Source organism: bacterium (assembly GCA_023150945.1).
Lineage (GTDB): Bacteria > Zhuqueibacterota > Zhuqueibacteria > Zhuqueibacterales > Zhuqueibacteraceae > Coneutiohabitans.
The window spans coordinates 43,004-69,136 of record JAKLJX010000024.1 but is presented as its reverse complement, the minus strand read 5'-3'; the positions used below and the strand labels follow the sequence as shown (position 1 = coordinate 69,136).

Genomic DNA, 26,133 nt, shown 5'->3' with positions numbered 1-26,133 from the left:
TGATCGTCCTCATCAGTGATACTTGTCCTCATCGGAACGCACCGGAAAATAGGCAAGCAGCAGCGGAAAGTCAATTCCAAAGTCACAAGCCGGCAGAAATTGGGCTTGACAGAGAGGCAGATTTTCATAGATTACGGCAGGTTTGCAGCCGCACCCAAAACCTCACGGCGTGACCTCTCACGCCGTTTCTGTTCGCGCGAATGCGCCTCCGACCATCCGATACCTTGGAAAGGAACCTCATGCTAGCCGAGTTTCGCATCGTTCCCCTGGGCAGCGGGGAAGAGACTAAAGAGTTGATTGCCAAGACCCTGGCCATTGTCGAGAAGAGTGAATTGGATTATCAATTGACGGCCATGGGCACGCTGCTCGAGGGTGAGTGGGATGAGATTCTGTTTGTCATCCAGAAGTGCCATGAAGAGATCAAGAAGTCGGCCCAACGGGTTGTCACGGAAATCACCATTGATGATCGCAAAGACCTGACCGGCCGGTTGAAAGGCAATGTATTGGAGGTGGAATACGTGCTGGGCAAGTCGCTGCAAACCGGCGGATTGACCTGAGCCGATTCTTCGGGCGGCACGTCCGCAGTTGCCGTGCGCCCGCGACGCCGAAGCTGCCGCGGCTGCAAGCCACCCTCTCCGCCAAATGCCTTCACCATGCCCGGCGATGACACCCTATCGATTCAGACAGGAGTTGCACGATGATTTTCGACTTCGACATGATTCAGCGCGTGTACACGGCACTGCCGGCAAAAGTGGAAGCCGGCCGCAAGTTGTTTGGCCGGCCTCTGACCTTGACCGAAAAGATTCTGTGCGGCCATTTTGCCGAACTGCCCACGGAAGCGCCCGTCCGCAAAAAATCCTACGTCAATCTCTCCCCTGATCGCGTCGCCATGCAGGACGCCACTGCGCAAATGGCGCTGCTGCAATTCATGAGCGCCGGTTTGCCCAAGACCGTAGTGCCCAGCACCGTGCATTGCGACCATCTCATTCAAGCCCGGCTGGGCGCGCGCGCGGATTTGGCACGGGCACAGGACGAGAACCGCGAGGTGTATGATTTTCTGGCGAGCGTTTCCAACAAGTATGGTATCGGCTTTTGGAAGCCGGGCGCCGGCATCATTCACCAAGTCGTGCTGGAGAATTACGCCTTTCCCGGCGGCATGATGATCGGCACGGATTCGCACACACCCAACGCCGGCGGCCTGGGCATGATCGCCATTGGCGTGGGCGGCGCGGATGCCGTGGACGTGATGGCCGGCATTCCGTGGGAATTGAAATGGCCCGGCATCATCGGCGTGCATCTCAAAGGCAAAATGAACGGTTGGACGGCCGCCAAGGATGTCATCCTGCGCGTGGCCGGCATTCTCACCGTGAAAGGCGGCACCAATCACATCATCGAATATTTCGGCGAAGGCGCCCGCGCCATCAGCGCCACCGGCAAGGCGACCATCACCAACATGGGCGCGGAGATCGGCGCCACCACTTCGCTATTTCCCTGCGATGATCGCATGGCCACGTACTTGCGCGCCACCAGTCGCGCCGAAGTGGCGGAAGCGGCGCTGCGCGTCGCCGAACACCTCATGCCTGATCCCGAAGTGCTGCAGGCGCCGGAGAAGTACTACGATCGCGTCATCGAGATCGATCTTGCCACGCTCGAGCCGCATGTGAACGGCCCGCTCACGCCGGATTTGGCGCGGCCGGTTTCGCAGATGGCTGCGGCCGTCAAGGAAAACGGCTACCCGGATGAGATCAAAGTGGCGTTGATCGGCAGTTGCACGAATTCTTCGTATGAAGACATCGAGCGCGCCGCCAGCGTGGCTCGCCAAGCCCTGGACAAGGGCCTCAAGGTCAAATCCAAGTTCACCATCACGCCCGGCTCCGAGCAGATTCGCGCCACCATTGCGCGCGACGGGCAGTTGCAGTTGCTCACGGCGATCGGTGGCAAGGTGCTGGCCAACGCCTGCGGCCCCTGCATCGGCATGTGGAGCCGTGATGACATCACGCCCGGCGAACGTAACACCATCATCAACTCCTACAACCGCAATTTCGCCAAGCGCAATGACGACAATCCCAACACGCTGGCGTTCGTCGCCAGCCCGGAGATTGTGACCGCCTATGCCTTGGCCGGCCGGCTTAGCTTCAATCCGCTCACCGAGGCGCTGGTGAATGAGCGGGGCGAAGAAGTAAAACTCGAACCGCCCACCGGCGTGGAGCTGCCCGCCAAGGGCTTTGATCCGGGGGACTCCGGCTACGTTGCGCCCGCGGCTGATGGCGCGCAGGTGCAAGTGATCATTGCGCCCAACAGTGACCGCTTGCAGGCGCTCGCGCCCTTTCCGGCATGGGAAGGCACGGATCTGCTGGAGATGCCGGTGCTGGTGAAGGCAAAAGGCAAATGCACCACCGATCACATCTCGCCCGCCGGCAAATGGCTGAAGTATCGCGGCCATCTCGACAATATTTCGAACAATCTCTTCAGCGGCGCGATCAACGCGTTTTCCGGCGAGCCGGGCAGGGGCCGCAATGTTTTCAGCGGCGAGGTGAAAACCTTTGCCGAGATTGCGCGTGAATACAAGGAAATGATGGCCAAAGGGAAGATTGCCGGCTGGGTCGCCATCGGCGATGAGAATTACGGCGAAGGCTCGTCGCGCGAGCATGCCGCCATGGAACCACGCTGGCTCGGCGGCCGCGCGGTGATCACGCGCAGCTTCGCGCGCATTCATGAAACCAATCTCAAGAAGCAGGGCCTCCTGGCGCTCACCTTCAGCAACCCGGCGGATTATGATTTGATTCGCGAAGACGACCGCCTCGCGATCGTGGGACTGAAGGCATTCGCGCCCGGCAAACCGCTCAAGCTGATCATTCATCATGCAGACGGCACCCGGCAGGAATGTGAGCTGCAGCACTCCTACAATGAGACGGCCATTGGTTGGTTCCGTGCCGGCGGCGCATTGAATCTGATCGGCAAAGCCGCGGCGTGACCGGCAGCCGTGCCGACGCCCGGGATATTGTCCGTCCGAAGATGCTGCAACATCGGCTGAGTCGAGGTTGCCAAAGCATCGAGCAAGGTGGAATCGCCGACGTTATTGAGGCCGCGGCCAGGCCGCTGCAGAAAAACTTCCATTGCACGGCTGCGATTCCGTTCGGAGGCAGGTACACTGTCACCTCGAGAAGTCTATCCACCTCGCTTGACATTGCGAGAGACGGCTGCTGCGAATTGAGGCAACAGACCAACATCTGCACGGTCAGTTCGTGGCGCAGTCTGCCAGACTGTAAACGAACCAGGAACCAAGCTGGAAAAAACTTCGCGGTCTCGCTGGTTTTTCCAGAGTGACACAATAGGAGAACTCGCGCGAGGATGATTCCGAAGAAGAGGCTGGTGATGCAAATGGCAATGATGGCGCGTCTGCTGGGCACGTGAAAGTTCTGCATGCGATCCTCGCAGGAGGTTCCAACACATCCGGGCAATCCATTTTCAAATCGAGGAGACATTGCTTATGGACACGGTTGGCAATCTCGTGGCAGGCCGTGAGGTGTACACCGTGCAGGTCGGGCAAAGCGTTTACGAAGTCGTCCGCTACATGGTGGAGAAAAACATCGGAGCGGTGGCGGTGCTGGAGGGCGATCGCGTGGCGGGCATTTTTTCCGAGCGGGATTTGATGACGCGCGTGATCAGCCCGGAGCTGAACCCGCGCCAGGTGACGGTGAAAGAGGTGATGACCCGCAATCTCATCACGGCCGCGCCGCAGGAAAGCTATGAAACCTGTTTGGCGCGCATGCAAAAGCACGGCATTCGCCACCTGGTGGTCGCTGACGGCGATCGCGTCGTCGGCGTCATTTCGCTGCGCGACCTGATGTCAATCGACATCCAGCAGAAGTCCGCTGAGATTCAAATGATGCATGCCTATTTGCATTACGTGCCGCCGGCGGCGGCTTGAATTCCTGTACCAAACTGAAACCCCTGGCGCTCGCAAGGATTGCCAGGGGTTTTTATTTTGTGAATATCGAGAATCCGGTTACGCCCCACTCAGAAAAACAGCGCCTTCTTTGGAAACAGCGCGAAGATGCCGCCGGTGTGCCAGAACAGGATTTTTTCGTCCGGCTTGAAACGTCCCTGCCGAATCTGATCCACCAACCCAAACATCGCCTTGCCGGTGTAGACCGGATCGAGAATCACGCCTTCGCGCTGCGCCACGTGTTTCATCAATTCGATTTCCTCCTGGCGATTGAGGCCGTAACCCTTCCCCACGTAGCCGTCGATGATGCTGATGTCATGGCTTTGCAGGTTCAGCTCGAAGCCGAACTTGCGGCGCGCGCTGCGCAGAATGCTCGACACCCGGTTTTGAAAGTGGGGCGCATCATCGCACACGTTGACGCCGTGAATCTGTGCGGTGAGGCCGCACAGGCTCTCGCCGAGCAGCATGCCCGCCAGCGTGCCGCCGGAACCCACCGGACAGATGAGGTGATCGAACTGCAGGCTCTGCGCCGCGGCCTGCTCCGCCAGCTCCTGCATGGCGACGACATACCCGAGCGTGCCCAGCGCGTTGGAGCCACCCTCTGGAATGACATAGGGCTTGCTGCCTTGCGTAACGTATTGCTCCGCCAGCTTCCCCATGATGTCATCGACTTGTTCGTATTCCTGCGGCGTGATGAACTTGATCTCTGCGCCCACCAACCGGTCGATCAGGAGATTGCCGTCGAATTCGCTGCCGGTGGAATTGCGCAAGACGAGATGGCACTTCAGGCCGCTGCGCGCGGCGGCCACGGCGGTGGCGCGGGCATGATTCGATTGCGCGCCGCCGCAGGTTATCAGCACCTGGCAGCCCTGCTGTTGCGCCTCGGCGAGCAAGAACTCCAATTTCCGGATCTTGTTGCCGGTCTCGACCATGCCGGTGAGATCATCGCGTTTGATGTGGATTTCCGGACCGCCCAGCTCCTCACTCAAGCGCGGCAGCTTTTCCAGCGGCGTCGGCAGGTGCGCCAGACGGATTCGCTCAGGAAGACGAGTCTGCACCTCAACCTCCTATGATTGGTTACAGCCAACGAAAACTGGCAATGATCTTTTCGAAGTCATCGCGATAGCGGGGATAGGCCGCCTCGCTGGTTTGGCAGGTCAGGGCGCAGGCGACGCGATCCTTGACCAGATACGCCACGACCCAAACGTCCAGCGGCGAGTTCAGCGCGGCCCGCGGCAGCCGTGCGACATAGAAGGCGCCCTGCATCACTCCGGATGCGATGGTGCTCACCGGCGCGATGAGGCGCACGCTGTCGCTCGCTGTGCGATAGGCAGCGAGAAATTCCCGCCAGCTTTCCTGCGCCACGGCTTCTGCGGAGTATCCTTCTTTGAGATTGAACACGCCGACCTCGCAGCGCGCCACGGTTGTGGCCTCGTGCTGTTGGGTGAGCTCTACCACCGCGGTGGTGCTGGCAATAATGTTGTGAACCAAGCCGGGCGCGGGCAGGCTGTCGGGCAGCGCGAGCTCGGCAATCTTCCACGCGGTACTCGGCGCTTGAATCGAAAATCCCATTTGTGGATTGTGATAGGTCAATCCTGCAAGGCGCGCCGGTTCCCGGCTGGCGGGCCGCGTGGCGCGCTCAGCGCCCATGTGCTGCAGTTGCACCATCAGCACGAGGGTGAGCAGCAACAAGCCGGACATCAACAGCAGTCGGCCGCGGCCCGCCGGCGGCGCTGAGCGCGGCGAGTAGCGCTTCGACGAATCAATGTTCATGTTGACCTCATCTCCGGGCGGGGCGAGCCGTTTTGCGTTGCCGCTGGATGATACGCAATCTCTTCACCGGCCAGCAGCGGGTTGGCGCCGGGTTTGGTGCACGCGGCCGCGGCTACGCGATTGGCGTAGCTGCCCAGCTCGAACAGGCTGGCGCCGCGTAGATAACGATGCATCAAGGCGGCGGCGAAAGCGTCACCGGCGCCGGTGGTATCCACTGCCGGCACGGGCAGGCCGGCAAAGCTGCGCTGCTCATCCCCGCTGAAAAGTTCACAGCCGCGCGCGCCCCGCGTAACCGCCACCAAGGCAATGCCATATTCCTGCATCAACCGGCGCAGGAAGCGCTCGGCAGATTCACCGGGCTGGCCGAGCGCTTGGCGCATGCGGCCCAACTCCTGTTCATTCAGCTTGAGAATGTCCGCGAGTCGCAGCGAAGGCGGCAATAAGTTGCGCAGTTCCGCCGCGCCGGCGCGCGAGTTGGGATCAAGGACTTTGACGGCATGGCGGGCAGCGCCCACGAAGCTGAGAATTGCTTCAGCCGCGGCCGGCGACCGCTGGCCCAGTAAGCTGAACAGAACTGCATCGCAAGCTCCGGCCAATTCGGCAAGCGCCGGCGTGAAGCGCAAACCATCGAAAGCGACATCGCGTGAACAGCGGAAAGAGGGACGGCCCTGCTGGTCGAGCGTCACCGCCACCGTTCCGGTTGGCTTGTGGGCATCGATTTGAATGAAATCGCTGTTGAGGCCGCGCTGCCGCAGCGCCGCGATCAGTTCGCGGCCCAGCACATCATTGCCGACGCATGACACCAGAACGCTCTCATCGCCAAGCTGGCGGGCATGAATCGCGAAATTCGCCGGCGTGCCGCCGAGGCTGCGCCGGCCGGGATAAAGATCCCACAACACCTCGCCGATGCCGGCGACGAGGAACGTTTGGTTTGGCGGAGAGGGAGGGCGCCTGTCGCTCATTGGAATTGAAAGGGAACCGGCGTAAACGAGAAGGCAAAAATCAAAAAGGTCATGCACGCCAGGGCTTGCCGCTTGCGATCCAGCGGCTGGCCGTCATACTCCGTGGGCGGATGGCGATAACCAAACCACAGCAGCAAGATGATCATCAAGATCCAAAACGGATAGATCACGATGCAGATCAACGCGAACAGGGCCATGGTCACCGGGAAGATCTGCTGGCTGCGGTCGCCCAGCAGCGCATAGAGAATGTGGCCGCCGTCGAGCTGCCCGATGGGCAGCAGGTTGAGCGCGGTGACAAACAATCCGGCCCAGCCGGCATAAGCCAGCGGATGCAAAAGGACGTCCTCGCCCGGTTGCAACGGGCCTTTCACCCAGGCCACCAGCCATTTGAAGATCAGGGGATCGACGGACTTGATCGCATTCTCCAATTCGCTGACGTTTTTCACTTCGGACATCGCCAGCCCGAAATAGATCGCCGGCAGTGTTACCAGCAAACCGGCGAGCGGGCCGGCCACGCCAATGTCGAAGAGCACACGGCGGTTCGGCATGCGCGCATCCATACGAATCACGGCGCCCAGCGTGCCGAAGGGAAAAGAGGGGAAGGGAATGAAGAAGGGCAGGGTGGCGCGAATGCCGTAGCGCAGACACATGAGATAGTGCCCCATCTCATGGCAGAACAGAATCGACATGATGCCCGCACTATACCACAAGCCGTCGGCGAGGCTGCGTTCCGGCCAGTAATGAATGAAGAAAGTGGAGCAGCACGTCAACACAAAGAGAACGATGTTCAACCCCGGCCGGTCTCTGCGCAACACACCGGCAAGCCAAGCCGCTCGCGGCCTGGCCGGCTCCGCCGCATACTGACCCTGGAATTGGTTGGTAGGCATAACTTGCTTTCTCAATCTCCTCTGACAATGATGACGGGCGTTCCTCTTGCCGCCGGTATCTGTTTCATCGCATTCCCCTGGTTGATGCCGATTTCCAGCAAAGCGAAGCTGTTGATCAACGCCACCGGCGCGCCGGCTTCGACCTCGGCATAAGACCGCTGCAAAGAGCGAAATGTTCTATTCCCCAATTGAATGCTGATCGCGCTGTTGCCGGCGAACGCCGCCAGCTCAGCCCGGCTGATATTGGTGATCAGATTGCCGAAGTGATCACAATAGATGACTTCGCCCAACAACCGGTCTTGTGCAATTCTACCCGCAGGCTGGTCGCGTTGCGGCACCAGGCGAACCGGGTCGCCGAGCTGTTCCAGCGCAACGCCGGCCGCGAGATGCGCCGCCACCGGCGCAAAGACATCGCGGCCATGAAACGTGTTCGAAATCTCACTGCGCCAGAATGCACGGTTGGTCAGCCGCACCGCCACGCATGCCGGATCGCGGCTGCAAAAATCCAACAAACCGTTGTCCGGCGCCACGAAGTAGTGATCGCGATGGAAACAGGCGACTGCCGGCCGCGCCGTGCCCACCCCCGGGTCAACCACGGCGAGATGCACGGTTCCCGCCGGAAAGTAGTGAAAATGAGCGGACAGAACAAAAGCGCCGATTTCCACCTGCTGCGGCGGCACCTCGTGCGTCAAGTCGATCAACGTCGCCTGCCGGACGAGACTGAGAATGACGCCCTTCATCGCGGCCACGTAGCCGTCCGCGGTGCCGAAATCGGTCAGCAGCGTGACGATGCCCGAGGGCGCTGGTGCGTCAGAGCGTGCCCTATTCACAAACTGCGCTGACTCATCGTGGTTGTCACCAATTTGCGTGGTACCGCCATTTCATTGGCTCTGGTCGAGTTTGACCGCGATGCAACTGATTTCGACGCGGGCGTCGCGCGGCAGCCGCGCCACCTGCACGGTTTCACGCGCCGGCTTGCTGGCCGAGAAGTACTCTGCATAGACTTCGTTGACCAGCTTGTAGTCGTCCATGCTGGTGAGAAAGATCGTGGTCTTCACCACCTCGCCGTGACTCATGCCGGCGGCGCGCAGCACCGCGCCGAGGTTTTCCAGCACCTGCTTGGTTTCATCTTTGACGTCGCCAATGATGAGATCACCCGTGGTTGGCGACAATCCGATTTGCCCACTGCAATAAAGCGCGTTGCCGATTTTGATGGCCTGGCTGTACGGCCCAATCGGAGCCGGCGCATCAGGCGCGGTGACGACTTCGCGCCGGGCCGGTTCCGGCAGAGGCTGCAACAGCGTGCATCCCGACAGTAAGATCATGCACAACCCTGCGAACACGTATCTCATGCTGGCCTCCGTTTGCAAGCAGGTGAAAGATGGCATGGATTACAGAGATTCTCAAATGGTTAACCCCGCCTGCGGTCACAGTACCCGTTCGCCCTCCTGCAAGGCGCGGCGCAAGCGCGAGAGCAGATCGCCGGCTGATTCCAGCGGCCTGCCGGTTTGGCGCAAATGCGCGTTGAGCCGTTTGGCCAGGTGCGCAATGCGATCGTAGATGGCGTAGCTTGCTGCCTGCGCGCGGACCGGCAGAATCGAATTGTTGGTGAGCAGAGGATCGGCATGCGCGGGCAAATCGCCGCGCGCCACCGCGCGCGCAAAATCCACCGTACCGGGAATCGGCGAGAAGGCGGCCAAGCGAATGCCCACGCCGCTGCCGTGCACCACCGCCATGCTGGCCAGCACTTCTTCCAGCTCCTGGCCGGGCAGCGCCATCAGAACATAGGCGTCCAGCTCGGCGGGGCCGAATCCCGCGGCCTGCAAATGTGTGACCGCCCGCTGAAAGGATTCATTGCTCACCTTCAGGCTCATGTCGCGCTGGCGCTCGGTGCTGCCGCTTTCGTAAGCCAGGCGGATGGTCTTGAAGCCTGCGCGCCACAGCAATCGCGCCGTGGCGGCATCGAGGTGCTTCACCTGCAGGCCATTGGGCGTGTGAAACGTCGCCGCCATGTTCCGCGCGATGATTTGCTCACAGAGCGGCAGGAAATGGCGATCACGGTTGGTGAGCAGGGCATCGTCGTAAAAGGCAAACTCGGCCACGCCCAAACCGCGCTGCAGCCAGTCCAACTCCGCCAACACCGCTGCCAGGGCACGCCAGCGATATTGCCCCGCCACGATGCGCGAGGCGCAAAACGTGCATTGCAGCGGGCAGCCGCGCGAAGTGAGAAGCGTGGCGTAGTCGAGACGCGGATAGAGATCGAAGGCCGGCCAGGGCAGTTCATCGAGGTGGCTGGTTGGCTCGCCCGCGACGATCCGCGGGTGTTCTCCGGCTGCGCCGAGCGCCACTTTCTCCAGCAGATCGCCAATGACGCTTTCTGCTTCGCCGGTGACAATCAAATCGGCGCCGGAGGTTTGCTGCGCATGCTCAGGGCAGAGCGTCGCATAAATGCCGCCCAGAACAATCGGCGCTTGCGGGAACAGTCTGCGCAAGGCGGCAATTGTTTGCTGCAAACCGGGGTACCAATACGTCATGCCGCTGGTGAGCAAGATCAGGTCCGGTTGCGGGCCGGACCGGCAAAGCTGGTCGAAGAGTTCGGGCGGCAGGCCATAGCGCGCATACAAGCGCGGCACGCCGGCATAGAGCGCGGGTTTGGCAACGGGCTGGCGCACGAATTTTCCGGTGTGCCAGCGTTGCTGCTGCGGTTGCGCCCGGCCCTGCCAGCGCAGCAGCGCCGGATGGCTGCGATCCATGCAATCCACCAGGCGAACGGATTCGCCCTGCTGCCGCAGCTTGGCGGCGAGATAAAGCAGACCCAGCGGCTTCATCCAGAAATCATATGCCGCGAAGTCGGTGATCCACGGATTCACCAGCAAAATGTGGCGCCGGCTCGCGCGGCTCATCAAGCACCTCCCCCTGCGAATTGCCGATCGTCAGGGAGGAATTCCGGCAGCCTGTTTTGCAAACGGGCAACGTGCCGATGGCATTGTGAATACGGGCGTGGTTGTATCATGCTCGCGTTGCGCGCTTCAGCTTTCGAATTTCTCGCCGGTCAATCGCGCCAGTGCTTCCAGATATTTTGCACTGGTGGTGCGCACGACCTCTTCGGGCAGGTTGGGTGCTGGTGGCTGGCGATTCCATTTGATGGCAATCAGAAAATCCCGCACGAATTGCTTGTCGAAACTCGGCTGGCTGCCGCCGGGCTGGTAGCCGTCACGCGGCCAGAAGCGGGAGGAATCAGGCGTGAGCAACTCGTCGATCAGCATCAAGCTGCCGTGGCGCAGGCCGAATTCCATTTTGGTGTCGGCGATGATGATGCCCTTGGTTTCCGCAAGGCGGCAGGCGCGGCGATAGATCGCCAGGCTGAAATCGCGCAAGCGCTCCGCCTGTTCCGGGCCCATAATTTTGGCCACGCTTTCAAAGGGGATGTTTTCATCATGGCGGCCCATTTCCGCCTTGGTGGCGGGCGTGAAGATCGGCTCTGCCAGCGCCGACGCTTCCACCAAATTGGCGGGCAGCGCCAGACCGCAAATCATGCCGGTGCGCTGATACTCAGTCCACGCTGATCCGGCAAGATAGCCGCGCACGACGCATTCGATGGGCAGGGCCTGCGTCTTGTGCACCAGCATGCTGCGGCCTTGCAGTTGCTCGCGATACTGGCGGCAGGTTGCCGGAAAATCAGCGCTCTCGGTTGAGATGAGATGATTCGGGAGGAGGTCCGCCATCTGCCGAAACCAGAACGCGGAAATCTGCGTGAGCACGCGGCCTTTGTGAGGAATGCCCTGCGGCAGAATCACATCAAAGGCGGAAATGCGATCGGTGGCCACAATGAGCAGATGTTCATCAAGGTCATAAATGTCGCGGACTTTGCCGCGGCCGAGCAGCTTGAGCGCCGGGCAGTCCGTTTGCAGGACGAGGGCAGCGGAGTTCGACATGGCAGGAAGACGAGCAGTGAAAATCGGCTGTGAAAACTCGGACAACCGCGCGGCAGGTTTGGCCGCGCGCAGGAGGTCAAAATCGCACGTGCCGGTGCCTGCTATTTGATCGACGCCACTAGCAGGTAAACATCGTCGCGCCGGGGGCCGCCCGACCATTTTTCCAAGCCCGCAATGATGTCGTCGGCCATTTCATTGGCGGAGGCGGCAGAGGTGGGCTGGCAAAGGCCGAGCATGCCGCGCAGACCCAGTGCTTCGTTTTTGGCGTTTTCGGCCTCGATGATGCCGTCGGTGTACATCAGCAACTTGTCGCCGGCAGCAATGCTGGTCACTTGTTGGCGAAAGCGCTCTTCTGGCGCTTGATCAAAACCCACGATCGGGTTTTGCGAATCGAGTTTCTCGAATTTGTTCTGGCGATGGCGCCAAATGACGGCGGCAGGGTGGGCGCTGCCGGCATAAGTCAGCGTCTGCGTGGTCAGATCGAGTTTGCAGATGAACATCGTCAGGAACATGCCGGTGCCGGCGAACGATTCACAGATGAAGTCATTGAAGTGATGCAGCATGATGCGCGGCTCCAGCTTTTCGCGCACCAGCCGGCGGATTTCACTGGCCATGCGGTTGACCAGCAGCGCCGCGGTGATGCCGTGGCCGGTAACATCGACCAGCGTGAGGGTGACTTGCCGGGGATTTTCAGCATAGACATCGGCAAAATCCCCGCCCACGCCGATCATCGGCAGATAGCGCACCGCCACTTCCAGAAACTCGTTGGAGAGATTGCGCGGCACCAGGCTTTGCTGCACCTGCTCGGCCAGCCGTAGGTCCCGCGCGATCATTTCTTGATGGCGCTGAATTTCGCGGCGCTGCGCTTCGATTTGCAGCCGCATGGCGCGGCGCTCCAATGCCTGGCGCGCCTTCATGCGAAACTCCCGCATGTCGATGGGCTTGGTCAAATACTCGTACGCGCCCAGGCGCATGGCTTCGACCGCAGAGGAGACCGTGCCGTGGCCGGTGAGAATGAGAACTTCGGTGTAGGGATTTTTGCTCTTGCTGGAGCGCAGAACGGAAATGCCATCGACATCCTGCATGTGCAGGTCGGTGACGACCAGGTCGAAGTCGTCGCTCACCAACTTTTCCAGCGCCACGTCGCCATCAGCGGCGGTCTCGACGCGGTGCCCGTCTTTGGCCAGCACCTCGCTGAGCAACTGTCGAATGGCTTTTTCGTCGTCGACGATGAGTATGTCAGACATAACGGAATGAAGTCCGGCAAGGATGAAGTGTCTGTGCGTGCGCGATTACGGCTCTGTTGTCTTGCGCCCGGCTGGGCGAAGCCCGGCTCAGGCCGCGTTGGTCTGGCGGTAATGCAGCGACAGCAGCGTGATGTCATCACTCTGGGGTTCGCCCGCGGTGAATCGTCTCACTTCGCTGGTGATGGCATCGATCATGGTGGTGGCGGAGTTGTCCTTGGCGGCCAGCCGTTCCCGGATCACCGCCTCGATGCGGCGCTCGGAGAAATCTTCATCGCCGGCATTTTTGGCTTCGCTCACGCCGTCGGTGTACATCAGCACCCAGTCGCCGCTCTGCAATTCGATGGTCTCGGATTGATAGCGTGCGCCGGGAAACATGCCGAGCAGCAGGCCGCCCTTGTCCAGCAAGCGGAAGCCGCCGTTGGCAGCACCGTTCTCGTTGAAGAAGTAGGGCGGATTGTGGCCGGCATTCACGTAGGTCAGGGTGTTGCGCGCGGCATCCAGCACCGCGATGAAACAGGTGATGAATTTGTCCGCGGTGGTGTTGGCATACACGAAATTGTTGATGCGTGCCACGATTTGATCGATCGGCACTTCGGCGGTCATTAGCGCGTGCAGGGTGGCCTGCAGGTTGGACATGATGATGGCCGCGGGGATGCCTTTGCCGGAAACATCGGCGATGGTGAGCAGATAGCGGTTGCTGTCGATCGGGAAATAGTCAAAATAATCGCCGCCCACCTGATGGGTGGGAATGTTGATGGCGGCAATCTCATAGCCGGTGAGCTTGGGCGCGGCTTTGGGCAGCAAGCGCTGCTGAATCTCACGGGCGATGGCGAGTTCCTCTTCCAGGCGCTGCTTCTCGATGGTCTCGCGGAATAGCCGCGCGTTTTCGAGCGAAATCATCGCGGTGTTGGCCAGCGTCGAGGCGAACTCGATTTCCTCCTGGCCAAACTCGCCTTTGGTGATTTTTTCGCCGAGCAGCAAGACGCCGCGCACCACCTCCTGGCTGGTGATCGGAATGAGTACCACGCCGCCAGCAGCGGCAAGCTGCTCCGACCATTCCGGTTCGCGGGGGGAAAGCTCGAGCTTGGATTTCTTGAAAAAGTACGGCTCTTTGAGCTTGCGCAGCCACTGCAGAAACTCGGCATCAGCGAACAGCGGGCTGGGCGCCAGACCCTTATTGACCTGCAGCAACAAGCGGTCGTTTTCCTCGACGAATACGCCGCAGCGCTGCACCATCAGCTCGCCCATCAGCGCATAGGCCAGCACGCTGGCAATCTTGTCGCTGTCGAAGGTGGAATTGAGTTCCTTGCCGATGTCGAACAGCGTGTTGAGCTCCTGAATCTTCTTGTCGAGTCTGCGATTGACTTCGCGCAGTTCCTGAAACACCATGCCGTTTTCCACGGCGGTGGCGGCCAGGTTGGCGAGCGAGTTCAAATACTCCAGCTCGCCCGGGGTGAAATCCTGTCCGCTCTGTTTGCGGCCGAAGGCCATCAAGCCCAGGCACTTGTTGTTGGCGATGATGGGCACGATGAGCTGCAAGCCGAGCTTGTAGAGATAGGCACTCCAGGCGCCGCCGCCTTCCTCATTGTTGAGAACGAGAATGCTCGGCTCATGCAAGTCGATCATGATTTCCCGGCCGATGTGCGTCTGCTGCAGGCCTTTGACGGTCTCGATGACGAAGCGTTTTTCTCCGCGCGCCAGCAGCACCAGTCCCTTGCCCACCATCATCTTGCCCATCGGCGTGAGCAGGAGGGTGTCGAGAATGCTCTTCAGGTGGAGCGAGGAGTTCAGGGTTTTGGAGACATCGAACAGGGCCTGCAGCTCGACCAGGCGCTCATCAAGCTCGCGCGAGAGCTGGCGGTTGGTGCTGGGGCGATTGCTGCTGCGCTTGTGCGGGTAAACGTTGGCGGGGCGTGAGGGCCGGGCGGGGCGGTTGTGATTGGTGGTCCGCTGAGCATAGGGCCGCTGGCGGATTTCCATGGGCGCATCACCGCGCGTCAAACCCGTGGAGATCGGGGCACGCGGCGGATTCGTGGGTTTTTTGCTGGGCATGATTGATCAATCAGTCAAGAGTTACTCGATTTTGCCAAGTCTCGCGTCACTCCGCGCAAGCGCCGGCGCGAGCCCCTCCCACCCCCAGGCGTGTCGTTCTGGCAGGGCAGGCGCAACGGAAATGAGGGGGTCTGCGGTGACCGAGTGGCGGTGGAAAGGATCTATTTCTGTTTTTGATTGTTCATCAGGTATTTGACCAACTTCACCTGGTTTTTGGGGCCGGGTTTGACTTCGAAGTTGATCTCGTCCATCAGCGATTGCATGAGGTACACCCCCAATCCCCCGACGCGCATTTCCTGCAAATATTTTTTCATATCGGGGGCGCGCAGCTTGCTGGGGTCGAAGCCGCGGCCCTGATCGGTGATGATGATGCTCATCTTCTGCCCGGGATAGTCGACCTGGATGGCAATATCGATCATCTTCTTGCCATCCCCGCCATAGGCATGCTCGATAACGTTGGTGCAGGCCTCGTCCACTGCCAGCTCGATCTTGCTGGCGTCGTCCTCCTTGAAGCCGACTTTGCGGGCGACGCGGGACACGAACTCGCGAATGATTTCGAGGTATTCGGTCTGACTGGGAATACGAAGGTGGAAATTTTTCTTCGTGCGCTGGTTCTTCACGGCGAGCTTCACTTTTGATTGTTGAAACTTTGGAGCGCTTGCTGCTCGTCGTCGCGGATTTCATAGAGGGTGGGAAAACCGAGCAGATCGAACACGCGGAAAATTTTGGGCGTCATGTTGGTGAGCTTGATGTCGCCTTTGTTCCCTCGCACCTCTTCGATGAACCCCATGAACACACCTAGGCCGGCGCTGCTGATGTAGGTCAAATCACGAAAGTTCACCACGATCTTGAAGCGCTTTTGATCGAGCAATCGTTGTATCTCGCGCTCCAGATCGGAAGCGGTATGCGCGTCGAGAAATCCCTTGATGCGAAGCACGCTGACTTCGCCGTTGTCCACGCGCATTACCTCGAAGCCATTCATGCGGAAACCTCCTTCAGGATGAGCGAATTATGTATGATGTTCCTCGGTATGCCAGCATAGGGTGTTGCACGCCTTCCCTGCTCTCATTCGCTGCATGCAGGTACACAACAGGGAAAGTCTCAGACTTTTCGCAAAGACCTGCCAAGGTTGGCGTTGGCAATGGGTAGGCGTTCTCGCTGTGGGTTGAGGCGCAATATAACCAATTTTCCCGAAAAACAAAGCAAAATCTTGGGATTGGCGCCCGCGCCAGCCATCGTGCCCTTCGCCACCCGGCCGGATCTGCGCGAGCACTCGCCGCGGCATGGCAAGCGTCGCGACTCACTTCGAAAAGTCGACCACTTCCACATCATAAGGAGAATACAAATCGAAAAAGGCCGGCTGCACGGCGCCGGAGGCGGAGATGATGACGAGGCGGCCGCGCAGGGTGTCGGCAACGTAGCAGGAGGAATCGAACGGATTGACCGCCAGCGCTTGCGGCCATTCAAAACCGTTCACTTCAAATTGCCGCTCGCCCGCCGCATTCAACTTCACCACCCGACTGTCCCGATAATAATCGCGTGAATCGTCGATCACCCAGCACTCGCCGGTGAGCTGAGCCACCGCCACCTGCGAGGCATAACGAAAAGTCACGTTGGCTTTGCGGCGCTGGCTGCCGTCAACATTTTGCCACATCACGCTGTCGCCGAGCGCAACCCAGATTGCTCCGGTGCGTTGCTGCACCTCGAGCGCGAGCGGCCGTCCCGCGAACAGTGGCTGGGATTCGATTCTCAGACTGTCCACCACCGGTTGGCTATTGATCCGCAGCAGGCGGCCGTCGCGCGCGGTGGCGGCCCACAATTCCCGCGTGAAGCTGTTGAAGGCAACGGCCGCGATCTTCGGCACATTCTTGCGCTGCGCCAGCAAACGGCCTTCGGCGTCGAAACGCAGCACGCCTTCGCCCAGACTGTCCGCCACCCAAATGTGGCCGGTGCCGGGATCGAGTGCAAAGCCAACCATTCCCACAAAACGGCCATAACTTCCCACCAATCGGCCATTGAAATTGAGTCGCGCCAACTGGCCACTGGTGCGCGAAGACCGGTCGCTTACCAGCGCCCACACTGACCCGCGCTGCCGGTCGACCGCCAGCCGAAAGGGCGCCAGCGGCATGAAGTTGCGCAGGATTTCGTGCCGGCCGTCATGCGAGAGTTTCACCACGCTGCGATCTTCGTAATCGGCGATCCACGAGAGCGTGGGGCCGGGCGTGGTCGCCGCCGCAGCGGAGCGCGGAGATTCGAATCCATCTACCAGCGCGGTGACTTGATAGCTGTGTTGCACGCCGTAGGGCACAGCCAAGTCGAGATAGCGAGTCTGCCGCGGATTCAATTGCGCCAGCAGCGTCGGCTCGCTCTCGCCGGAACGTTGGCGATAAAGGTTGTAGCCGGTTAAATCGCGGAGACGAACGGCCTGCCAGCGCACTTCGATGGTATCCAGGACGGAGACGGCCGTCACGCCAGTGGGGCGGCCACCGGTTTCCGGATTGGCGGGATCCAGAGGATTGGTGCGTGGTCGATCGGTGCATCCCGCGGCCAGCCCGCCAATCATGATCAGCGCGGCCAGGAGTAACCTGCCGATGGCCGCGTGTCCGCAGGTGCGCAACCCAGGCCGCGACGCACGGGTGCCAAGCGCGGAAAGCTTTGCGGAAAGGTTCCGCTTGGACTTGCGGATATTCAATTCTTCTTGAGTGGGCAAGAAAGAAGCTGGTCCCGAAGTCAATCCGGGATCGTCAAGAGTGGGAAAACCAAGCTTTCGGAGCCTAGTCTACCATCATCTGGTGAATTTTGCGGCAAGACCGGCACACACAGCGCGGCACAATGATCCGAATCGCGCTGAAAATAAAGAATTCAGCCTGGCAAGTCAAGAAATTTGTTGAATGTTTGGCAGTGCCTTTCTATCTTGCCTGCCGTTTTTGCCGTCCCTCTGCCGTTTATTGATCGCCGACCGCTCACTGACTCCGGATGACAGAGTTGCAAACGCATGCTCGACCTCACTGCTCTCAATCCACCGCAACGACAAGCTGTATCGCACACCGAAGGGCCGCTGCTCATTCTGGCGGGCGCCGGCTCCGGCAAGACCCGCGTCATCACCTATCGTTTGGCCCATCTGCTCTTGAATAAAAAAGTGCCGGCGCAACATCTGCTCGCCGTCACGTTCACCAACAAAGCCGCCCAGGAAATGCAGGAGCGCCTGAAACACCTGGCAGGCCCGGCGGCGCAGAAGGCGACCATTTCCACTTTCCATTCGCTCGGAGTGCGCATTCTGCGGCAGCAGGCCGCGGCTGCCGGCTACCGCCGTAACTTCGTGATCTACGACCAGCATGATCAGCTCACGCTGGTGCGGGAGATCGTGAAGGATCGGGCATTGGATTTCGCCGGGCACACTGCTTTCGAATTGCTCGGCCGCATTTCCTCCGCGAAAAATCAAGGCGAATCGCCGGAGACATTTGCGAACAAGCCGAATGCCGAAGAGATGCTGTTCGGCGATCTCTACGCGCATTACCTCGAGCGCACACGCAATTGCAATGCCATCGATTTCGACGACATTTTGCTGTTGGTGACCAATCTGCTGGAGCAGCATCCCGAGGTGCGCCGGCATTATCAGGAACGGTATCGCTACCTGATGGTGGATGAATATCAGGACACCAATTCTCTGCAATATCGCTTCATCACGCTGTTGCTGGGCGAGCATCGCAATCTCTGCGTGGTGGGAGATGATGACCAGGCAATCTATTCCTGGCGCGGCGCCAATCCCGAAATCCTGTTGCGGTTTGAAGAACACTTTCCCGGCGCCCGCCTGGTCAAACTCGAGCAGAATTATCGCTCGACCCAGGTGATCTTACACGCTGCCAACGCTGTGATCAAGAACAACCGCCGGCGCAAGGCCAAGGAATTGTGGTCCGCGCTCAGCGGCGGTGCCCGGCTTCGCATTCTGACCGCTGAGAACGAGAATGAAGAAGCCGAGAAGGTTGCCGGCACGATCACCATGCGCAAGCTGCTGGACCCCAAAGTGCGATTCAGCGATTTTGCCGTGCTGGTGCGCACCAACTTTCAACTACGGCCGCTGGAAGAAGCGGCGCGCAACGCGAATTTGCCCTATCAGCTCATCGGCGGCACTTCTTTTTATGAGCGCCCGGAGATTCGCACACTAATCGCCTATCTCAAGGTGATGCGCAACCCCGATGACGAGCTGAGCCTGAAACGCGCGCTTGATTTTCCCAAGCGCGGCATTGGCGCCACCACGCTGCTGCGGTTGCATCAGTATTGCCAGCAACACAACTACAACCTCTATCGCGCCTTTCAGGAAGCCCAGCAGGTGGGGGAGGTCCGTTCGGCGGCGCTGCATGCCATTCAGACTTTCGTCCATCTCATCGAAGATTTTCGCCGGCGTTTTCGGCACGAAAAGTTGAGCCAAGCCACGCAGGAATTGGTCGCGCAAACCGCCTATCTCAAAGCGCTGGAAGAGGCCACTGCCGATGCCAAATCCCGCGAAGTGAAGGTGAGCAACGTGCGCGAATTTCTCGGCAGCCTGCAGCGTTTCGAGCAAACCAGCGAAGATCCCACGCTGGCCGGCTTTCTCGACCGCGTCAGTCTGATTTCCGACAGCGACTACCTCAACGAAAAAGTGGATCGCGCCATCTTCCTCACCATGCACGCCGCCAAGGGACTGGAGTTTCCCTACGTTTTTCTGTTCGGCATGAATGACGGCCAGTTTCCCAGCAGCCGCGCGCTGGAAAGCGGCGCGATCGAAGAGGAGCGCCGGCTGTGCTACGTCGCGATCACGCGGGCGCAGCGCGAATTGACCCTGAGTTACTCCACTAGAAAAACGCGCTACAAAGAAGTGCTGGAGTTGCAGCCCTCGCGCTTCATTCAAGAAATCCCTGCCGCGGTGCTGGAAAACGGCGGCACGGAATCGCCCGAGCAGGCGGCACAGCGGGCCGCCGAGGAACAGGAGGATCTGGTCACCATGCTGCGGCGCTTGCGCGAGAACAATTTCAAAGTCTGAAATCGCCGCCTCTCAACAATTGTGCTGCTGCAACGATTTGGCCGATGCATTCAGAACCTCGGAGTTCCCGCGATGCTCGAAGCCTTGGCGACATGGGCCGGGCGGAGGCGGAACGTTTTCAGACGGACGCTAACAACGCTAAGTCGATCCCAACTGTCACATTCTTCGTGTCATGCTGCAAAGCATCCTTGCAAGACATGCCTTTGTCAGCAGGACCATGATGCTTGTGCTTGAAAAGACTCTGCCAGAGTGACAAAACCTGGGTTGGCTTCTGAGGCTTAACGGTTCACGTCACATTTCAGACAAGCTGAACTCTGAAGCTCTGCGGCGACAACGAACCCGTCAGATTTGGGACACCACAAAGAAGGCCAGCAAGGCTCGCTGACATGACTTCTATTCTTTCGTGCCTTGGTGTCGTGGCGGTTATTCCGCTTATCGTTTGCGTGAAGAGTTGTTGTGTTCTGTGTCGTGCGGTAAGCGTTTTCCCCGGTACTCGAGAAGTATAGCGCAGAAAACACCACCACCCGGGTGCTTCGTCATGAGCAAGAGCGAGTTTCATTCGGCTTGTGCACGCTTCGGGGCCAAGCGCCTGGCCGGTTTCTTTCTTTCTGAACAGGCACGGCTCGAGCCAGCGGTCCTGGTCAATGTTCATGCGATTTTGAACTGATGCCCTCTATGCAAGAAATGAGAATCAGATTGTTGCTTTGCCGCCGGCCTTGTGCAATCCTGCTTTTGATCGCGTGGCCCGTGGCCGCGGGTTTCGCACAGTCCCCGGCTGCGCTCAGCGGTTTCGTCAAGGACGCGGCCAGTCATGAAGCACTGATTGGAGCCAACGTGCTGCTGGCCGGCACCGCGCAAGGCGCCGCCACCAGTGTGGACGGCTACTTCGTCATCAACGGCATTACGCCGGGCCGGCACGAGATCATTGTCAACAGCATCGGCTATGACAAGCAAGTGCATGCCATGACTTTTGCGCCCGGCGAGAAAGTGGTCAGAGACTTTTTGCTGGAGGTGAAGCCCATTGCACTCGGCAGTGTAACGGTGACTGCCGAAAAAGAAGCCGCAAAGCGCGATCTTGCCATTGCGCAGCTCAATTTGAGCGGCCGCACGCTGACGACCCTGCCGCGGGTGGTGGAGGCCGACGTCTTTCGCGCGCTGCAATTCCTGCCCGGCGTGACGGGCACCTCGGACTACAGCACGGCACTGGCGGTGCGCGGCGGCAACACGGATCAAAATCTCATCACGCTGGATGGCATCACCGTCTACAATCCTTCGCATCTCGGCGGTTTGTTCTCCAATTTCATCACCGATGCGCTCAAAGATGCGAACTTGATCAAGGGCGGTTTTCCGGCGGAATATGGCGGACGCTTGTCCTCGGTGCTGCGCCTGACCAGCCGCGAGGGCAACAGCCGGAGCTTTTCCGGCGCAGCGGCGATCAGCCTGCTCAGCTCGCAAACCACGCTCGAAGGGCCGCTGCACAAAGGCGCGTGGCTGCTGGCGCTGCGCCGTACCTACATCGATCAACTGCTCAACGCGGCGCGGCGGGCCGGCCTCACGGATTTCGAGCTGCCCTACTATTTCTATGATGCGCAGGCGCACGTCTTTCAGGATGTTTCGCCGGCCGACCGCATTTCGTTCAGCACCTATCTCGGCCGCGATGTGCTGAATTGGGAGGATCTCACGCTCGATCTGAATTGGGGCAACCGCACTTTTGCGCTGAATTGGCGCCATCTGTTCAATCATCAACTGCTGTCGAATTTCATGGTGGCGGGCAGCCACTTCGACACCAAAGTCGGCATCGGCGGCCGCGGCGGCGCATTCGGCCTCAACGAGATTTTCGATCAAACCTTCAAGGCTGATCTCACCTATTTCCGCAATGCGCAGCAGGAGATCAAACTCGGCCTGGAGGCGAAGAATCTGAGTTTCGAGTACCGCAATGTTTTCGATGATCGTGACCTGGGCAGCATCAAGCAGGAGCCGTTTTATCTCGCCGGCTATGTCCAGCATTTGTGGCGGCCGTCGCTGCGCTTTACGCTGCACCCCGGCCTGCGCCTGAGCTATTACAGTGTCGCGACGCAGAGGCTGCGGCCGGAACCGCGCTTGTCGGCGCGCCTGTTGCTGGGCGAACACTCGGCGCTCTCCGCGGCCTGGGGCGTCTACAATCAGTACATTGCCACAGTGCAGGATGAGTTGAATCCCTCGTTCATCGACTTTTGGTTTTCATTCGACCGCACGCTGGACCCCGGCCATTCCGTCCATTACCTCGCCGGCTACGAAACCGAATTCCCCGCAGCGGGCTTGAAACTGACCGTGGAGGGTTATTACAAGACCTTGCGCAATCTGCTGGCCTTTCGCGAGACGCGCTCTTCGTTCACGCAGGAGGTCGATTTCACGATTTTGAATGTGTTTCGCAAGGCGGAGGGCGAGGCCTACGGCGTGGAGGTGTTGCTGCAGAAGCCCACCGGCCGCCTCAACGGCTGGTTGTCTTACGCGCTCGCGTATGTCTACAAAGAAGGCCAGACGATCAACGATCAAATCACGCGCTATCCACCCAATTGGGACCGGCGCCATTCCGCCAACGTGGTGATGAACTACAATTTCAACCGCAAATGGGAATTGGGCGTGTTGTTCAAGCTCGGCACCGGTTTTCCCTACACCAAGGCCAGCGGCAGTTTTGAGTATGACGTGTTGGGGGTGCCGCGCGACCGGCGCGTCATCTTTGATACCGTCAATGGCGCGCGCTATCCCGATTATCACCGCCTCGATCTCGGCCTGACGCGGCACTACTTCTTCAAGGCGTGGCAGATGGATTTATCGTTGAATCTGATCAACGTGTACAATCGCAAGAATGTGTTTTATTATGTGTGGGATTTTGACAAGAATCCGGCGGAACGTGAAACCGTGCCGCTGTTTCCATTCTTGCCGAGTGTGGGCGTGAGCGCGAAGTTCTGAGCAGGGCGGGAGGGAAGGTTGGCATTGGCATGACGGCTGCGCATGCGCGGGGCAACACCGGCGAGAGGGAGGTGACCCCCTCTCGCGGCGGCAGCTAAAGGGCATATTTGATCACAATGAATCCCAAAATCAGCAGCACGGTGAAGCCCAGCGCGAACCAATCGAAGTAGCGGTCGATCTTCTCCTTGATTGCTGCGCCGAAAACGCGGATCAGTCCGGCCACCAGAAAGAAGCGCATGGACCGGCCGACCATCGACGCCGCCAGGAATTCGATGAAGTTGATCTGAAAGACGCCGCCGGCGATGGTGAAGACCTTATAGGGAATGGGCGTGAACGCGGCAGTAAATACTGCGAGGAAGGCGTTGTCGTTGTATTTTTGTGCGACCAGATTAAAGACTTCATGAGTGAAGCCCGGCACGTGGGTGAAGAAGAAATCGCTCACCAGATGCCACAACTGCCAGCCGATAAGGTAACCGAGCATGCCGCCCACCACCGAGCAAGCCGAGCACACCAGCGCATACCACATGCTGCGCTCCGGCCGTGACATGGCCAGGGCCATCAGCAGGGGATCCGGAGGAATCGGGAAGAAAGAAGATTCGGCCATTGCCAACGTGGCCAGCGCCGGCGTGCCGTAGGGCGTGTGCGCCCAGTGCAAAACCCAATCATAGAGCCGGCGAATGAGATGCGGTTTTTTCACTCGCGGATTGGAGCTTTGTTCGGTTGCGAGATCGGGGAGACTCATGCGGGAGGCTGTCCTGATGTTTTGGTCTTGGATGATCGAACAAAATTGACTTTGAAATGTACAGAAAATGCACTAGTTTTGCAAACACGGTACTGAACATTTTTTCTACTGAAGGGAGGCGTTCATATGAAAGCCGGACGCAATGATCCCTGCCCATGCGGCAGCGGCAAAAAGTACAAGAAATGTTGCATGGAGAAGGATGAGGCTGCGGCGCGCCAAGCCTACGCCGAGATGTTGAAGGCGCAGGCGGCAACTGAAACCCAGGCGCCTGCGGCGGCGGAAGCCGCCGAAGAAAAAGCCGGCGAGCCGCATCCCGAGGGCGGACATAACGCCGAGGCACATCCCACGCCGCCGCGGTTGCGCCCTGCCGCGCGGCTCGAGGCCAAAGGCGGGCAAAGCCGCGCGGCGCGCATCCGCGCGAAGGATTTCGCCAAACGCTGGGGCACGCGCAAACGCGCCGAAGGGTGAACCACGCAACGGAGTTGCCTCAACCTTGTTCTTCACCAGGCTGGCGCTCTGTTGCTTTGAAAAGTCAATCCACGATCAATGTCATCCTGGCAAGGATCTTGTGAAGACTCGAGCAGAGTGCCGAATTCTTCACAATGTCCCTGTGAGATGACAAGCAAAACGAGCCACCCAAACAAACTGGAATCTTATCCGTCCGCAAACCAGAAGTCTGGCGAGCTTGATCTTGGTGCAGAAGAATCCCGCAGAGGAGCGCAGACCGCCCGCGCCTTCTGCGGGATTGTGCTTTTGTGGGTGGAGGGCTTCAAAAATTTTGTCTCGTATTCGCTGCAGCGAGGCACTCATAGCTGCGCCACCGTGAAGACTTGATTCACTTCGGCAATTTCTGCAGCCAGGCGTTCGGCGGTCCAGCCCAGTTCGCGGCCCATGAGTTCGGCGCACTGCTGCAGCGCCTCGGCGCCGGGGTGGCCGGCGGTGCCGAGTTCGGTGCGTCGCATGATCACATCAACCAGCTTTTGCGCCATCTCTTCGCGCACGCCGTGAATGACTTCGGCGGCAATGGTGGTGGTTTGCGGATGCACCCGGCTCGCCCACGCCGGGTTTTCCTGAAGATGCGGGAACAAGTCCGCATAGGCTGAACCGTAGTTCTCGATCAGGTGCCTGACGATTTCTGCCGGCAGCCGGTGTGGCTGCTTGCGGCTTTCCGCTGCCACAAAGGCATCGAAGCGGTCAATCTCGCCGCCGTGGATCCGTTGTTCTTGCGAGGGCGATTTGACCACGGGTCGCTGCAACTTGCGCAGCGCCAGGTCGATGGATTTCTGCGCCACGTCACGCGCCGTCGTGTACTTCACGCCCACCACCGTCAGCAAGCCCTCGAGGCCCTCTTCGGCGGCATGATCCTTGAGCAGATATTGCTTCAGCAGTTTCACGTCGCCGGTGCGTGGATTGACGCCTTCCATGGGCAGGAGTCCGCCGTAGTAATAGGAGACGTCGTCGCGGGTCAGGCCGGCGGCGGGATAAGCCGCGCGGAATTCATTCACGAAATCCTGAATGTCCTGCTCGGCAATCTTGAAATTCTCCGGGTCGCCGCGGTAAGCGACGTGGGTGGTACCGATAAGCGAGACGTGGCGCCAGGGTCGCAGGAAGAGCAGGCGCGAGCCTTTGTTGAGAATGGCGTCTGCGTCTTTGAATTCGAATTTGCTCGGCACGCCGACGGCGTAGTTGGGAACCAGTTGCCGGCGGATGACCAGGTTCATAGCTTTGGAGAGCAGCACGGGCGGTTGGGGCGGCCGGCCGTTTTTCAGGCTGAGCACTTGATTCACCCAGGGCCCGCTGTTGTTGATGGTCAGGTGCGCGCGCACCGCGAAGCGCTGGCCGGTGAAGGCATCCTCGACTTCGACGCCGGTGATCCGGTTGCCTTCCTGCAAGAAGCCGCGCACCGGAAGATAATTCGCCGCCTGCGCGCCTTTTTTCACTGCGGCGTGCAGGAAGGAAAGCAGCAGGCGCTCGGAGTTGTAGACGTGGCAGTCATACCACAGCGCGCCGCCGGTGAGGCCGTTTTCGTCAACACCGGGAATCAGGCGCCGGCATTCTTCCCTCGAGATCACCCGCCCGGCGGGTAGGCGTTTCTGGGGATCGTCCAGGCGGTTGCGGTCGAAGCCGACCAGATCATTGAGGAACATGGCCACCGCCATCACCTCTTTTCCTTTCAGGGCGTGGCCGTAGGTCGGCATGACGCAGGGCAGAGGGTGAACCAGGTGCGGCGCGATGCGCATCAACACCATGCGCTCGTGAATCGACTCGCGCATGCGCTTGAAATCGGCATGCTGCAAGTAGCGCAGGCCGCCGTGAATGATCTTCAAGCTGTTCGCGGAAGTGGCGCCGCCGAAATCATCTTTTTCCACCAGGGCGACTGACAAGCCGCGCAGCGCCGCTTCCCAGGCGGCGCAGGCGCCGTAAATGCCGCCGCCGATGATCACCACATCAAAGACATTGTTTGCCAGTGCGTTCAAGTCACGTTGCATACCGGAAATCCATCACTTGCGAATGGGTTCAGAACGGGCTGCCCGCGGAAAACGGGCTTGATATTCAAAGAATGATTTATAACTTCTTCCCACCTGCGAGGGGTGAGGGCAAGATACGCAAATCC

21 protein-coding genes are annotated in these 26,133 nt (G+C 59.7%); 6 read left to right on the top strand and 15 right to left on the bottom strand.

Translation table 11 applies throughout. The annotated features are described in order from the left end of the window. The first annotated feature begins 239 nt into the window (after positions 1 to 239). The 3 genes from L6R21_23385 to L6R21_23375 all read left to right on the top strand — a co-directional run bounded on the left by L6R21_23385 (position 240) and on the right by L6R21_23375 (position 3,931). Positions 240 to 557, top strand: coding sequence for an MTH1187 family thiamine-binding protein (locus tag L6R21_23385; GenBank protein ID MCK6562156.1), 318 nt, complete (start codon positions 240 to 242; stop codon positions 555 to 557). A gap of 140 nt (positions 558 to 697) precedes the next feature. Then, on the top strand, positions 698 to 2,974 hold the full coding sequence (locus L6R21_23380) for an aconitate hydratase (GenBank protein ID MCK6562155.1): 2,277 nt from the start codon (positions 698 to 700) through the stop codon (positions 2,972 to 2,974). 516 nt (positions 2,975 to 3,490) lie between these two features. After that, positions 3,491 to 3,931, top strand: a complete 441-nt coding sequence (locus L6R21_23375; GenBank protein ID MCK6562154.1) for a CBS domain-containing protein — start codon at positions 3,491 to 3,493, stop codon at positions 3,929 to 3,931. A gap of 89 nt (positions 3,932 to 4,020) precedes the next feature. On the opposite strand, the gene L6R21_23370 is transcribed toward L6R21_23375, so the two are convergent. From L6R21_23370 to L6R21_23310, 13 genes are all read right to left on the bottom strand, one after another. Next, a complete protein-coding gene (locus tag L6R21_23370) occupies positions 4,021 to 5,007 on the bottom strand; it encodes a D-cysteine desulfhydrase family protein (GenBank protein ID MCK6562153.1) in 987 nt (328 codons plus the stop codon). A 19-nt stretch (positions 5,008 to 5,026) separates the two neighbouring features. Then, positions 5,027 to 5,722 (bottom strand): photosystem II reaction center PsbP family protein, encoded by a 696-nt coding sequence (locus L6R21_23365; GenBank protein ID MCK6562152.1) that lies wholly within the window; start codon positions 5,720 to 5,722, stop codon positions 5,027 to 5,029. Then, complete coding sequence (locus L6R21_23360; protein MCK6562151.1) at positions 5,719 to 6,684, bottom strand: carbohydrate kinase; 966 nt, start codon at positions 6,682 to 6,684, stop codon at positions 5,719 to 5,721. Before L6R21_23360 ends, L6R21_23365 begins: the two co-directional genes overlap by 4 nt. Continuing rightward, entirely contained in the window at positions 6,681 to 7,571 is an 891-nt protein-coding gene (locus L6R21_23355; protein ID MCK6562150.1) for a site-2 protease family protein, read from the bottom strand. The genes L6R21_23360 and L6R21_23355 overlap by 4 nt, the downstream gene beginning before the upstream one ends. 11 nt (positions 7,572 to 7,582) lie before the next feature. Beyond that, positions 7,583 to 8,401, bottom strand: a complete 819-nt coding sequence (locus L6R21_23350) for an SAM-dependent chlorinase/fluorinase (GenBank protein ID MCK6562149.1) — start codon at positions 8,399 to 8,401, stop codon at positions 7,583 to 7,585. A 51-nt stretch (positions 8,402 to 8,452) separates the two neighbouring features. Next, entirely contained in the window at positions 8,453 to 8,896 is a 444-nt protein-coding gene (locus L6R21_23345) for a RidA family protein (GenBank protein MCK6562148.1), read from the bottom strand. Between the two features lie 102 nt (positions 8,897 to 8,998). Beyond that, complete coding sequence (locus tag L6R21_23340; GenBank protein MCK6562147.1) at positions 8,999 to 10,474, bottom strand: B12-binding domain-containing radical SAM protein; 1,476 nt, start codon at positions 10,472 to 10,474, stop codon at positions 8,999 to 9,001. Between the two features lie 126 nt (positions 10,475 to 10,600). Then, the gene (locus L6R21_23335; protein ID MCK6562146.1) at positions 10,601 to 11,506 is read right to left on the bottom strand and encodes a phosphoribosylaminoimidazolesuccinocarboxamide synthase; all 906 of its coding nucleotides are present in this window, start codon (positions 11,504 to 11,506) and stop codon (positions 10,601 to 10,603) included. Between the two features lie 101 nt (positions 11,507 to 11,607). Then, complete coding sequence (locus L6R21_23330; GenBank protein ID MCK6562145.1) at positions 11,608 to 12,753, bottom strand: SpoIIE family protein phosphatase; 1,146 nt, start codon at positions 12,751 to 12,753, stop codon at positions 11,608 to 11,610. Positions 12,754 to 12,840: 87 nt separating this feature from the next. After that, positions 12,841 to 14,805, bottom strand: coding sequence for a SpoIIE family protein phosphatase (locus L6R21_23325; GenBank protein MCK6562144.1), 1,965 nt, complete (start codon positions 14,803 to 14,805; stop codon positions 12,841 to 12,843). Between the two features lie 161 nt (positions 14,806 to 14,966). After that, positions 14,967 to 15,425 (bottom strand): ATP-binding protein, encoded by a 459-nt coding sequence (locus L6R21_23320; protein ID MCK6562143.1) that lies wholly within the window; start codon positions 15,423 to 15,425, stop codon positions 14,967 to 14,969. Positions 15,426 to 15,433: 8 nt separating this feature from the next. Continuing rightward, positions 15,434 to 15,787, bottom strand: coding sequence for an STAS domain-containing protein (locus L6R21_23315; protein MCK6562142.1), 354 nt, complete (start codon positions 15,785 to 15,787; stop codon positions 15,434 to 15,436). 318 nt (positions 15,788 to 16,105) lie between these two features. Next, positions 16,106 to 17,422 (bottom strand): hypothetical protein, encoded by a 1,317-nt coding sequence (locus L6R21_23310; protein ID MCK6562141.1) that lies wholly within the window; start codon positions 17,420 to 17,422, stop codon positions 16,106 to 16,108. A 378-nt stretch (positions 17,423 to 17,800) separates the two neighbouring features. Here L6R21_23310 and L6R21_23305 point away from each other — a divergent pair, with 378 nt between their 5' ends. Next, entirely contained in the window at positions 17,801 to 19,825 is a 2,025-nt protein-coding gene (locus tag L6R21_23305; GenBank protein ID MCK6562140.1) for a UvrD-helicase domain-containing protein, read from the top strand. A 732-nt stretch (positions 19,826 to 20,557) separates the two neighbouring features. Next, entirely contained in the window at positions 20,558 to 22,777 is a 2,220-nt protein-coding gene (locus L6R21_23300; protein ID MCK6562139.1) for a TonB-dependent receptor, read from the top strand. A gap of 94 nt (positions 22,778 to 22,871) precedes the next feature. Here L6R21_23300 and L6R21_23295 read toward each other — a convergent pair whose 3' ends face one another. Further along, positions 22,872 to 23,519 (bottom strand): DedA family protein, encoded by a 648-nt coding sequence (locus L6R21_23295; protein ID MCK6562138.1) that lies wholly within the window; start codon positions 23,517 to 23,519, stop codon positions 22,872 to 22,874. 126 nt (positions 23,520 to 23,645) lie between these two features. On the opposite strand from L6R21_23295, the gene L6R21_23290 reads away from it, so the two are divergent. Then, complete coding sequence (locus L6R21_23290; GenBank protein MCK6562137.1) at positions 23,646 to 23,987, top strand: SEC-C domain-containing protein; 342 nt, start codon at positions 23,646 to 23,648, stop codon at positions 23,985 to 23,987. Positions 23,988 to 24,325: 338 nt separating this feature from the next. Here L6R21_23290 and L6R21_23285 read toward each other — a convergent pair whose 3' ends face one another. Continuing rightward, positions 24,326 to 26,008, bottom strand: a complete 1,683-nt coding sequence (locus L6R21_23285) for a glycerol-3-phosphate dehydrogenase/oxidase (GenBank protein MCK6562136.1) — start codon at positions 26,006 to 26,008, stop codon at positions 24,326 to 24,328. Between the last annotated feature and the right edge of the window lie 125 nt (positions 26,009 to 26,133).

Excerpts from the sequence above, each read along its gene's own strand:
- L6R21_23330 (MCK6562145.1), bottom strand. The coding sequence starts at position 12,753 with ATGTCTGACATACTCATCGTCGACGACGAAAAAGCCATTCGACAGTTG.
- L6R21_23315 (MCK6562142.1), bottom strand. The coding sequence starts at position 15,787 with ATGAATGGCTTCGAGGTAATGCGCGTGGACAACGGCGAAGTCAGCGTG.
- L6R21_23325 (MCK6562144.1), bottom strand. The coding sequence starts at position 14,805 with ATGCCCAGCAAAAAACCCACGAATCCGCCGCGTGCCCCGATCTCCACG.
- L6R21_23385 (MCK6562156.1), top strand. The coding sequence starts at position 240 with ATGCTAGCCGAGTTTCGCATCGTTCCCCTGGGCAGCGGGGAAGAGACT.
- L6R21_23335 (MCK6562146.1), bottom strand. The coding sequence starts at position 11,506 with ATGTCGAACTCCGCTGCCCTCGTCCTGCAAACGGACTGCCCGGCGCTC.
- L6R21_23380 (MCK6562155.1), top strand. The coding sequence starts at position 698 with ATGATTTTCGACTTCGACATGATTCAGCGCGTGTACACGGCACTGCCG.
- L6R21_23360 (MCK6562151.1), bottom strand. The coding sequence starts at position 6,684 with ATGAGCGACAGGCGCCCTCCCTCTCCGCCAAACCAAACGTTCCTCGTC.
- L6R21_23285 (MCK6562136.1), bottom strand. The coding sequence starts at position 26,008 with ATGCAACGTGACTTGAACGCACTGGCAAACAATGTCTTTGATGTGGTG.
- L6R21_23345 (MCK6562148.1), bottom strand. The coding sequence starts at position 8,896 with ATGATCTTACTGTCGGGATGCACGCTGTTGCAGCCTCTGCCGGAACCG.
- L6R21_23375 (MCK6562154.1), top strand. The coding sequence starts at position 3,491 with ATGGACACGGTTGGCAATCTCGTGGCAGGCCGTGAGGTGTACACCGTG.
- L6R21_23295 (MCK6562138.1), bottom strand. The coding sequence starts at position 23,519 with ATGAGTCTCCCCGATCTCGCAACCGAACAAAGCTCCAATCCGCGAGTG.
- L6R21_23355 (MCK6562150.1), bottom strand. The coding sequence starts at position 7,571 with ATGCCTACCAACCAATTCCAGGGTCAGTATGCGGCGGAGCCGGCCAGG.
- L6R21_23340 (MCK6562147.1), bottom strand. The coding sequence starts at position 10,474 with ATGAGCCGCGCGAGCCGGCGCCACATTTTGCTGGTGAATCCGTGGATC.
- L6R21_23305 (MCK6562140.1), top strand. The coding sequence starts at position 17,801 with ATGCTCGACCTCACTGCTCTCAATCCACCGCAACGACAAGCTGTATCG.
- L6R21_23290 (MCK6562137.1), top strand. The coding sequence starts at position 23,646 with ATGAAAGCCGGACGCAATGATCCCTGCCCATGCGGCAGCGGCAAAAAG.
- L6R21_23365 (MCK6562152.1), bottom strand. The coding sequence starts at position 5,722 with ATGAACATTGATTCGTCGAAGCGCTACTCGCCGCGCTCAGCGCCGCCG.